The following is an 11,603-nucleotide window of genomic DNA, read 5'->3' on the forward strand; positions in this document are numbered from 1 at the left end:
TTGTTTCATAGTAGGACTATTGTCTACGCCTTGTACTATTGTCTCAAATGAGCTTCTGATGTGATACATGTGGGACATTATTGATACATAAAGAATATCATTTCTGTTCGGTCTGTAAAAATTCAGAAGGAGATTTTCCGTAATAGTTTTTAAAACACCTCGTAAAATAACCAGGATCTGTAAAGCCTACTTTGTAGGCAATTTCCGCTATGTTCAGCTGAGTGTTTTTAAGTAGGTCTAGCGCTTTTTGTAGTCTCATATTCCGAATGAGAATGCTCACTGATTGACCAAATTCTTTTTTTACTTTTTTGTAGAGCTGAGATCTGCTCATATTCAGCTGTGATGCCAAGAGGCTTGGGCCAAAAGAATCATCACTTATATGTTCATGTATAATTTTTTGAACTGAGCTGAGAAAATCTGTAGTGTAATTATTGTTGAGGCCTTCTTGGGTATCTTGAGAGCCATAGGTGAACAACGTGTGCTCTGCAATATTTCTCTTTAGCCTGATTAGATTGATAAGTTTCGTTTTCAGAAAAAGCATTTTCGAAGAATAGGCCAAGTAATCTTCAGCTCCGGCTGCCATGCTTTGTAGCATTTCTTCTTCTGATATTTTGTGGGTAGTAAGTATGACTGGTATAAAGGAGGTTCTGGGATCCGATTTGATTTTATGACATAGTCTGATTCCGTCAATTTTATTGTTTCTGGTTTTGGAGATAATGATATCGGGTTGTGTTTTTATTGCTATGAGAAAAGCTTCCTTATCGCTTAAGGCTTTTTCAACATGAAAATCAGGCGCGAGTTTCCTTTCGTAATTAGCATAATTTTCATCATCCAGAATTAATATCTGTGACAATGTTTTAGGCTTCTGATTATTGTTGAAAGGAGAGGAGTAATTCAGCAATCTGAAATGTGCTTGAGAAAAGGAATTTTTGCCACTATTTATGAATTCTATAAAATGTAGGTTTTTAGTGTAAACAAAAGGAAAGTTGAAATCAGGATTGAAGGTATATTGAGAAACAGAAGACTTTCTTTTTTTCTTTTTTATGTACAATACTATGCCTCCAATAATGATCAATGTTGCCAGGTAAGTGCTCCATGCTCTCCAGAACGGACGAGCCACTACTATGGTTAGAGATACAGGACTTTGCCTCCAAAGGCCGTTTTTATTAGTGGCTTTAAGAAGAAAGGTGTATTGCCCAGGAGATAAATCATGATATATCACTTTTAAGTCTTTACTTCCAGAGTGCCATTTCTGGTCTTTACCTTCTAATTTATAGCTGTATTGAGTCTGTGCAGGGTTGCTTAGGTTAATGCCTACATAGTGTAGTACAAAATTATTTTGATGATGAGGTAGTTTTATGGTGTTGGAATGCCTTGGCTGAAGTAGTAGCTTGCTGCTATCCTCCTCGTTAAAACTAATAAGTTGAGTGAAAAATAGTGGGATTTTAGGTGTGTCACTTACTTCAGGAGAAGGATTAATGGTAATAAGGCCTTGGTTGCCTCCGAAGTGAATTTTTCCATCTCCGCCAATGGTATAAGAGCCATGGAAGAGTTCATTATGGTCGAAATTATCATTATTTCTTACAGAAACGAATCTGTCTGATCGTGGATCATAGGTGTAAATCCCATTTTTAGTGGCTGTCCAGATGGTGCCGAACGGATCTTCTGTGATAGCGGTAATATTGGGTTCCATGAGCCCTGAGGCGGAGGCATAGGTCTTGAAATGGCCACTAAAGGCGGTATCTGTTAAGTTGAGGCCATCTTCAGTTCCTACCCACACCCTTTGCTTTTCATCAATGAAAAGAGTACGGACCTGATTGTGAGATATGTTGCTGTTTTTGTCATTGAAGGTTTTTAGAGATTGGTTTTCGGAGTTGTATAGGGTTATTCCAGCTACACTCCCTATCCATATCTGGTTTTTAGCATCTATGGCTAGTGTATATAGCCAGTCGTTGGCCAAGCTATATTCCCACTTGAGGTAATTAGCCTTTATTACTTTCACTTGTTGGGTGAGGGGATTATACTTAATGAGACCATGACCATGAGAGGCCATCCATAAATTACCGTTTTTATCTTGCTTTATATCTCTTATGTCTAACCTATCTTCTTTGTCCAAGCTATCTTCAATGGGTATGCTTGTAAAAGTTTTTTGAATGGACTCATATTTTTGCAGGCCACCGTCATAGGTTCCTACCCAAATGTTATGCTTATTATCTTCAAATATGGAGTAAACAGATCCCTTTCCTAGTCCGCTACCTTTGTTGGGTTCAAAGTAAGTGATCTCTTGCTTTTCACTGTTCCAAAGAGAAATGCCTCCTGAATAATATCCTATCCAAAGATTTTGCTCATGGTCTTGCATTACTGCAGAAATACTCTCTAGTGATAGTGCATCCTGTGTTTTGAAGTGCGTAGTAATTGGAGCTGTTTTTTGATACGGAATGACTTTTACTCCTCTTTGAGCCAGTGCTATCCATATATTTTGTTCATTGTCTTCGTAAATACATTTACCCGTGTAATAAGCAGAGGCTGTATTCTTAAATTTTTTATGAAGAAAAGTGTCATCGTTATGTGTGCTGAAAATTCCAATATCGGTGCCGGCCCATAAAGTGCCATTTGGTTCTTTATATAAAGCTTCTATGCTGCCCGGAAGCTCATCAAAAGTGGCTTCTTTAAGGCCTTTTGTTTGAAGGTCCATTATCTTTAGGCTACCATCTGATTGACCTATCCATATTTCATTTCCTTCTATTAATAAAGAATTAATCTTATTTAGCTTATCTCCATTTTTAGAATCTACTTTTTCTAAAAAATTGCTGTGGGGGTTAAAATGATACAGACCTTTGTTCATATATCCCACCCATATATTACCATCTCTATCCGTCTCTAAGGTTTGAATATGGTCCCCATGCATTTTTGTTTTTACATTTTTGAGTATCTTTTTTGTATACAGTTTCGCCGGAGATGTTCCCAGTTGCTTTTCAAGGGCAAGGGAGAATTGAGAGATATTGGGGAAAATGATGTTTTTGATAGGTTTTAGCTTGTCGATTACACTAAAGGGTGTGCCGTCATCTTTTAATTTTAGAATGCAACTGTTATCAATAAGCACTTGAGTTTCGTGAAAATAGCGCTTAAAGCGGTTGTTTTGCTTGTTATAGAGGTTAAGCCCCATGCTGGTTCCTATCCAGAGTTGGTGATTGGCGTCTTCAGTGATGCAGGTAACAAAATGATTAGTAATAGAATGTGAGTCGTAATTATTATGAGGAAAATGCTCAAAATTTTGATTTTCGGACAAATACCTGTTGAGGCCTTTAGTTTTGGTGCCTACCCATAAAGCGCCTGCATGATCTACGAACAGAGCGGTAATGTGATTATCAGATATTGATGTGCTGTCTTGTTCATTATGTTTAAAGACTTTGAAAGAATACCCATCAAATCTATTAAGGCCATCGGTAGTACCAAGCCATAGATAGCCATCAGGAGTTTGAGCAAAGGAGGTTACATTATTACTCGAAAGGCCGTCTTTTTTAGAATAAATGCGAAAATCCTCTTGCGAGGTCTGACTAATAGCCGTACTAGCTGCCGCCAACAGTATGATTATGAATAGTAAAAGTCTCATCACTCTCCTTTTTCAATTGCTTTTTACTCTACCAGTTAAATAGATAGATTTTCAATAAAGAATAAAGCCACCAATACAATCTTAGAATACAAGAAAGCTAGTCACAACAGAAAGGAATAGGCAGTATTGCCGTTGAGCTGGAGAGGATAATTATAATAACTAAGTTGGGCTGTAGATTTAAATAGTAGCATGAGGTTTAGGTTTATTTTAGCTAGAATTTAAATAAAAAAAGCCTATTTATACTTATATAACATAGTGATAACATACATCAGAAAGTTTAAGTAAATCTATTACTTAATATAATATATAAGTAGAGTTAAATCATAAAAAAGCTCAATTCTGTATGAGAATTGAGCTTTTAGAAAGTATTTTTTTTAGTGTTTAAGCAGAATTTCTACCTGCATTGATAATACCGAAAGAACACCTTACAACCATTTTTTCATAAACATCTATGTTAGCATCTTCTCCTTCAGCTTCTTTTATTTCTCTAATTCTGTTAAGAGCATATTGCTGAATCGTAAGTATAGGCAGCTCTATGCGCTGTCTCATTTGTATAGATACTCGGTTTATAGGTTTGTCGTCCATTAACTCAGAGGCTCCTGCTAATTTGAGCATATAGGATTTCGTTCTTTCAAATTCTTCATGAATCAAAGTCCAAAGGTCTCCATAGACAGGATGCTTAGCTAAGTAAGCTGTTAAAGGAAAGAAACACTTACACATGGCCATTTCACAGTTGTCAAGCAAAGTTTTGAAGAAAAGAGAGCTTTTGTATAGTTTACATATTTCGTCCCATTTTCCTTCCGCTTCCATTTGCTGCAAGGCATAGCCTACACCATAATATCCCGGTAGGTTTTGCTTTAACTGGCTCCATGAGCCTACATAAGGCACGGCACGCAGGTCATCCAAATTGAGCTTTCCTGGCTTACGCTTAGAAGGGCGGCTACCAATATTGGCTTGTCCGTAATATTTCAAAGGACTTACTTCATTCAGGTACTCTATGAAGGCAGGGTGATTTTTAAGGTCTTCATACGCCTGGTAACTCTTTTGAGATAACTGAAGCAGCAAGTCATCTTCTTCCTTGGTTTGAGTAACCTGTCCGGAATAAAACAGGTCGTTGCTGATACCAGCATGCATGAGCTGTTCTAAGTTGAAGCGAGCACTCTCTTCTGTGCCAAAATTGGAACTAATAGTTTGACCTTGTATAGTCAGTTGTATTTCTTTGCTAGCAATATTGCTACCCAAAGAGGCATAAAACTGATGTGTTCTACCCCCTCCTCTGGCAGGAGGTCCACCACGTCCGTCAAAGAATACAACCTGAATGTCATTGTCTTTTGAGGTTTTGGTTAGCTCTTCTTTAGCTTTGTATATACCAAAGTTAGCCATTAAATAGCCACCGTCTTTGGTGCCATCAGAGAAGCCCACCATTATGGTTTGAATGTCTTTTCTCTTAGTGAGGTGCTTACGATACACTTCATTTTTATATAATGTATTCATCACCTGAGATGCATTCTTTAAATCTTCTACTGACTCAAAGAGTGGTACTATATCTACCTTAAGATCATTGGCATCCCACCCTGCTAGTTTGAATAAACCAAAAACATTCATTACGTCTAGCGCACTAGTACTGTGGCTGATGATATAGCGGTGGCAGCCTTCCTCCCCATTTTGCTGTTGGATCAATTTCACAGAAGCGATAGTTTCCAGAGTATCTCTGAAAAGTTCGTCTTCAAAAATAGAAGGATCCACTACTTCATTAATATTGAGGATGGCTTCGATTTTTTCTTCGTCAGATAGCTGGGCATAGTTATCTGGCAATGCAGAGGTCTTTTTGGCTATTTCTGCCATCAGGTCAGTGTGTACCGAGCTATCTTGGCGAATGTCTAGTGATGCAAAGTATAGGCCGAATAACTCCACTTTTCTAAGCAGGTCATCTACCATTTCAGAGAAAAGGCCATTGTGCTTATCCCATAAGGTCTTTCTGATGTCCTTCAGGGTGCTGATCATTTCATCTTTAGAGAGATCATGATGCTTTTCAGGTGATGATAGGTTAAGGTGTATTTTCTCTTCCAACTGAGCTAATACATTATCCACACCTTTAAAAGTTAACCTTCTTCTGAGCAGGTGAACATCTTGATAATAAGATTTAAGTAAGCCCGCTCTTAGTTCAGCAGCTACTTTTTTAGTAGTATTTACCTTTACGAATGGGTTACCGTCGCGGTCACCCCCGGGCCAAAAGCCCATTCTTATTAGTGAGTTAGTCTCGTTTACAGCTTCCGGAAACTGAGATTTAAACTCAGACATGATTTTACCTGCCGCTCTATAAAACCTATGTCTTAAAAACCATATGAGGTTTACCGCTTCATCATAAGGTGTCGGTTTTTCTTTTTTAAAGAACGGTGTTTTACCCAGCTGCTGTAGTAAACTATTCACCTCGCTTGTATTATCCTGAGCTACAGCCCTGGAGAGATCATTAATAATACCTAGCACTTCACTAGGATAAAACTGCGTAGGGTGTGCCGTAAGCACAAGTCTTACAGAAAAGTCTTTTAGCTTTTCAGCTAGTTCGGCTTGTTTTTTAGACTGTACCACCTCTGATTCCAGGTGCTTTAAGGTGCCCACTCCTTTTAAATCATATATTTCGCTAAAAGCCGCCTCTTCTACAGCATCAAAAAGCACTATTTGTCTTTCTGTATATTGGATAAACCTGAATAGAAGATCTATTTGCTCCTGAGGGTCATCATAGGAAGTATTGTGTTTAAAAAAGGAATCAATTATTTCAACTGGGCTTTGGTTTTTTTTGAATCCATCTTCACAGTGAAGAAGAAAAGTGGACAATAAAATGCCTGTTTTTTCTACACGGTGAAAAGGTAGGTTGGTGAATAAGCTATTGTAGAGTTGAAACTTCAAGCCTACCTGCTTATTGTAATTTTGAATTTTGTTTATAGCATTCATAGAATCTATTTTTCCTTTATTTAGAGAGATTTTCTCTTGGGCATTAGCCCTATACATTGACAAATAAAAGAAAATTATGTTTAACAAAAATTCTTAGTTTATTCCTTCTTGGTAAAAAGGGCTATTATTCTACCGTTTAAATTTAAAGAATAAGAATTTTATATGGAATTTTTTGAAATAGAATCAAAAATATATTGGTATAGGCTGTGGTATTTATGAAATATTTAAAAAAACGCAACTTTGATGAGAACTGTAATTTTGATTTTTAAAAGGATGTAACTTTTTAATTTAGTGCCAAATTTCACAATATGAAGCACTTATACATTTCTATTATTTTCATTTTCTCATCCTTTTTTACGCTCAGGGGGCAGGAGCTCGCCGAGGGATTTGAACTTAGCTCTGGTAACTTTTATGGAGTGGAAGATAATTATAAAGAAATCTTCACCTTTATAAATGATAGTGCACAAATTTTAGGTGTGAAATTTCAGAAGAAAGGCGTAGTGTTTCAGAAATTTGATACTGAGTACTTGTATCAAATAAAGCAGAATACAGATGAAAGCATGTCTCGGCGCTATGTGCCACAAGCGCTGTTAAAAAAACAAGACAAGGTATATTTATTTTTCACAGATCAAAAGAACATACTGGCAGACTGGGATTTGTACATTAGTGAAGTTGATTTGGAGAATTTGAAGCTTAAAGAATATAAACTGTTATTTTCAGTGGCAAAGGGACTAAAATATGCTTTTAAAAGGCCTTTGTTTCACCCTTCTCTGTCCCAAGATGAATCAAAACTGCTTTTTGCTTATGGAGTTAAAAGTAGCGTCAATGATCAAGAGGCTAAAGTGTTGTCTTATGTTTTTGATGACAGGCTAAATGAGATGAGTAAGGGGATGTTAGCTTTGCCATATAAAAGAGAAGAGGTTGAGTATTTAGATATTTGTTTGGGAAATGATGGGGCTGTCTATAGCCTTATCAGCGTAAAGGAAAAATATCACTTTTTGAAATTTATGAATGGTGAGCTGAATACATATCCTCTGGAGTCTGATGAGTGGGGTTATATGAATGATATAACTCTCAGGGAAGATTCAACAGGTAACTTTATGATGATAGGTTATTTTGGTGCTCATATTGAAAAGCGGCACAGCTTGGCTAAAGTAGATAATGAAATGAGCGCCAAGGGGGTGCATATGGCTATCATTACCAAGGAAGGAGAAATTTTAAATGAGAATAAAGTTCTTTTCCCGAAGCAATTATTGTATGATGTGATGCCTAAAAGGGATTCAATTGAATTTATTGAGAAAGGCTACGACCTTGGAATAAGAAATTTGGTATTGAAAGAAGTTGAATCTAGGAAAGATGGTAGTTGGATATTATGGGGCGAGATCAGCTATATTTTGAGTGAATATGATATGGGAAAAATCAGGGATATCGTTCATTTAGAGGATATAGTGGGTATGAAAATAGATGCAGATGGTAAAATGGTGTGGGCTAAGAGTTTAAACAAACATCATATTGGGGGTGCTGATAACACGCACTCATACCAGAATGTAGGTGCTCTTTATACTTATTATGATAGTAATAAAACTCACTACTTTATTATGCCTGATCATATTAAGAATGCCAATATTGTGGATAATGAAAGGCCTGATATTCATAGAGGTGGAGCTGGTGGATTTATTTCAGTTTATACTATAAATGATGTCACCGGGGAGAAGGGGCATTACGTATTATTCGACTTGCGAAATGTTAATGGAAATAATTTGAAGCAATTTCATATCGATGATGTAATCATAGGAGAGGATCTAAAATTCTATTTTGAGACTTATATTGGCGACAAGAGGGATATGCTATATAAACTGGAGTTAGATCCTAAAATAGTAAAATAAGAAGTTAAACAAACTACCTAATGATTGGTAAATCTCAGGTAGTTTGTTTAAACATTCTGTGCAATACAAGGAATTCTCACTATTTAACAAAAGGCCATAGCCTTGGCTGTAGAGGGAGGATTCGAACCTCCACGGAGCGGTTAGTGCTTTAAGTGTTATTGGATACCTGAAAGAATTTATCCCGTGACCTCCACCCCCGAGACCGGAGGGCATGTCTGCCAGTTTCATCACCCTACAGTGTAGATCAATTCGTTAATTGATATTTCAAAGTTAATGAAAAGTCTTTTATATTCAAATAATCACAATAATTGCGCTTTATTTTTATGGTTTATTTAGTTTTATATCTATTTAGTTGATTAATTTTTAATTTTGCGGGTTTGTTCGGGTGGTGTTTTGAGAAAATCATAATTGTCTAAAAAGTTGAGAGCATAGAAAAGGCCCGGAATAATTAAAATTCCGGGCCTTTTACTGTTTTTATTTTTGGTATGGATTTATTCTTTTATGATTTTTTCTGCATACTGCTGATCTCCATCTTCTGCTAATATGATATAAGTTCCTCTATTTAAACCTCCTAGTTTAAGAGTGGTGCTTTCATTTTTAGTTTGCTCAGTCATTATCACTTTACCATTAAGGTCTATAACTCTAATTGTAAATTGAGAGGAAGTTTCAGGTAACGCTATTTTTAGCTTATTACTAACAGGGTTAGGAGAAACCTTAAATTGCATTTTATTGGCAATTTTTTCTTGAGTACTCAGGTTGTTAGTTGTTCTTGCTAAAGAAGAACGGCCATTAGAACATTGGTTGATGATAGAAGTAGAAGTATTGATACAGTTAGTATTATCTATAATTTCTACTGATAATTCTCCTTCTGCACAATTTCCTGGAGCATAGATGATTGTGTTTGTAGTTAAAACATTGCCATTTAAATACCATGTAATTTTATCATAATTACCGAAATTGTATCCGCCAGAAGTGGTGGTTATTTGATATATTCCGGCACCGAATGGTTGAACAATTTTAAATTCAAATCCCCCATCACTTGCCGTAGATACCTTCATGGTACTGGCAGGAGTAGTTTTACAACCTACTGCTTGTACGCTTATAGTTCCGTCGGCATTGCCATTAGGTGCTACAGTTATAGAATTAAGATGAGTATTGTTAGATACGAATGTCCATCCTGAAGGGAGAGACCAGTTAAAAGAAACTCCTGTTTGGGCTTTTACGCTATAGGTTAGGCTGCCGCGAAGGTCTCCATCTGTTAAACAAGAAGGTCCGGTAATAACAGGTGTTTCAGGCGCATATGTAACTGTGTATGATCTTGCTTTACTATTAACACAACCAAGAGCTACTACTGAAACCGCTTTGTTTCCGTTAAAGAAATTGGCCTTAGTGGAGGCTGTGGGAGTCGAGGTAGTAAGTCTATTAGGAGTGAAAGTGCTAGGGAAAGTCCACTGGTAGCCAGTAGCATTATCAACAGCTGGTACGCTATAAGTTACTTCTTCATTAAAATCAAATTCTAAGCATGTAGGTCCTGAGATGTTAGCTGGTGTTTTTGGCTGAACAGATACGTCAATGCTGATAGCATCACTGCCACAGTTAAGAGATTTTGCAGTTATAGTACCGCCTTTATTACCAACTTTTAATGTAACAGTAGATAGGTTTCTATTGGCATCAGCATAAGTCCAACCTTCAGGCAGGGTCCACTCTACGTTAGTACTAGAATTAGAAACGGTGTACTTAACATAGCTGCCGGCTTCTACACATTCTTCTCCCGTTATTTCATTATTACTTCCAAAAGACCTGTTTATAACAAAGGCGGTGTCTAGCGGTTGATTACAGCTACCCTTTATTTTTAAAGTTACTTCCCCTTGTCTATCATCAGTCTTTATTGTGATAGAAGGATCGTTAGGGGTGGAGCCATTAGCAAAAGACCAGTTAGTGCCAGGGCCAAATCCCCATTCGTATTCTTCACCTTCGATAGCATTAATAGAAACTGTAAATTGCTCGTCGTCCAAAGATAAACATTCAGGAGGCGCTGCACTAAAAGTAGGAGTGGCAGGACCCTGTGCCATAGGAAGCTCATATACAAAGCCATCATTAAAATTGGCCATTCCTATATCAGCTTTTAAAATGTCATTACCTGTTAATTGCCCTACTTTAAAAGTAATTGAGCTGCTGTCTCCACTGTAAAAAAGTACATTCCAGTTATTAGGTACTTCCCACTTATATAAATCTATACCGATGCGTGCATTCAGGTTAACACTTACTAGTGGTTCAATAGAATATGTTACCGTATCTCCTGTGTTAATACAAGAGTTGCCTATAATGTTCGTTCTTTCTTTTTGTCCAAACTTTTTGAATATCTCTACACTTCTGCCTGGTCTACCACAATTAGATGGAATGGTAGTATCAGAATAGCTAACAATTAATTGGCCCTTTCCATAGCCACTTTTGTAATTGCTGTTTTGCGGAGAAGAAGCGATAGTCACTGTGGCTCCATTTTGAGATATAATCCGTAAGTCACCTCGGACAGACCAATTGATATCAGATATTGAATTGTTTGGATTTGTTAAAACATATTTGCTCTCGAATGAGTTTACGGGAATTATGTCATAATTATTAATAGATTCATATTCTCCGGTTGTTAGGCTTTTTACTATTTCCTGGGCTTTTGAATTCAGGCAACAGCATATACATAATAAAAACAATAAACTAAAAATTCTCATAAAATTAATGTAAGTTAAAATTGATATAGTTAAAGTATTCTTTATAGAGATTTGATGACCCTGATAGCGTGCGTATTTTCTCTATCTAATATTTTCATCACATACACCCCTGGTCCTAACTCTGAGATATTGAGTAGATGAGGTAGGTTAGCTTTTAGTTGCAGGTGATATGCTTTTATGACTTGGCCTGTGCTGCTAATTAAATTGATGTCTAGGGTCTTGTCTTGCTCACTCTTAATCCAGATGTGGTTTTGAGCAGGGTTAGGATATACTTTTAGGCCTGCCATCACCGGGTTTTGGGTGCTGGTAATAGAAGGTACATCTATATTTTCTACAGTAGTACTGCAACCTTGGCTATCAGCTACGCTTACGGTGTAATTGCCAGGAGCTAATAAGGCATTTTGTTCTTGAATGGAAGGATCTTCC

At 36.9% G+C, this 11,603-nt stretch carries 5 protein-coding genes and 1 tRNA gene; 1 reads left to right on the forward strand and 5 read right to left on the reverse strand.

Annotated features, from left to right (window positions below):
- Positions 1–97 precede the first annotated feature (97 nt).
- Together JL102_RS03320 and JL102_RS03325 are read right to left on the reverse strand one after the other, a co-directional pair.
- Positions 98–3,613: an AraC family transcriptional regulator gene (locus JL102_RS03320; protein ID WP_202242360.1), complete on the reverse strand. Its 3,516-nt coding sequence runs from the start codon at positions 3,611–3,613 to the stop codon at positions 98–100.
- 381 nt (positions 3,614–3,994) lie between these two features.
- On the reverse strand, positions 3,995–6,652 hold the full coding sequence (locus tag JL102_RS03325) for a phosphoenolpyruvate carboxylase (protein ID WP_237390326.1): 2,658 nt from the start codon (positions 6,650–6,652) through the stop codon (positions 3,995–3,997).
- A 221-nt stretch (positions 6,653–6,873) separates the two neighbouring features.
- On the opposite strand from JL102_RS03325, the gene JL102_RS03330 reads away from it, so the two are divergent.
- Positions 6,874–8,451, forward strand: coding sequence for a hypothetical protein (locus JL102_RS03330; protein ID WP_202242362.1), 1,578 nt, complete (start codon positions 6,874–6,876; stop codon positions 8,449–8,451).
- Positions 8,452–8,554: 103 nt separating this feature from the next.
- On the opposite strand, the gene JL102_RS03335 is transcribed toward JL102_RS03330, so the two are convergent.
- The 3 genes from JL102_RS03335 to JL102_RS03345 form a co-directional block, all read right to left on the reverse strand.
- A tRNA-Asp gene (locus JL102_RS03335) sits at positions 8,555–8,688 on the reverse strand.
- 254 nt (positions 8,689–8,942) lie between these two features.
- Positions 8,943–11,177, reverse strand: coding sequence for a T9SS type A sorting domain-containing protein (locus JL102_RS03340; protein WP_202242364.1), 2,235 nt, complete (start codon positions 11,175–11,177; stop codon positions 8,943–8,945).
- A gap of 41 nt (positions 11,178–11,218) precedes the next feature.
- On the reverse strand, positions 11,219–11,603 hold a 385-nt coding region (locus JL102_RS03345; RefSeq protein WP_202242366.1), incomplete at its 5' end, for a T9SS type A sorting domain-containing protein.

The organism is Fulvivirga sediminis, from assembly GCF_016757215.1.
GTDB classification, from domain to species: Bacteria; Bacteroidota; Bacteroidia; order Cytophagales; family Cyclobacteriaceae; genus Fulvivirga; species Fulvivirga sediminis.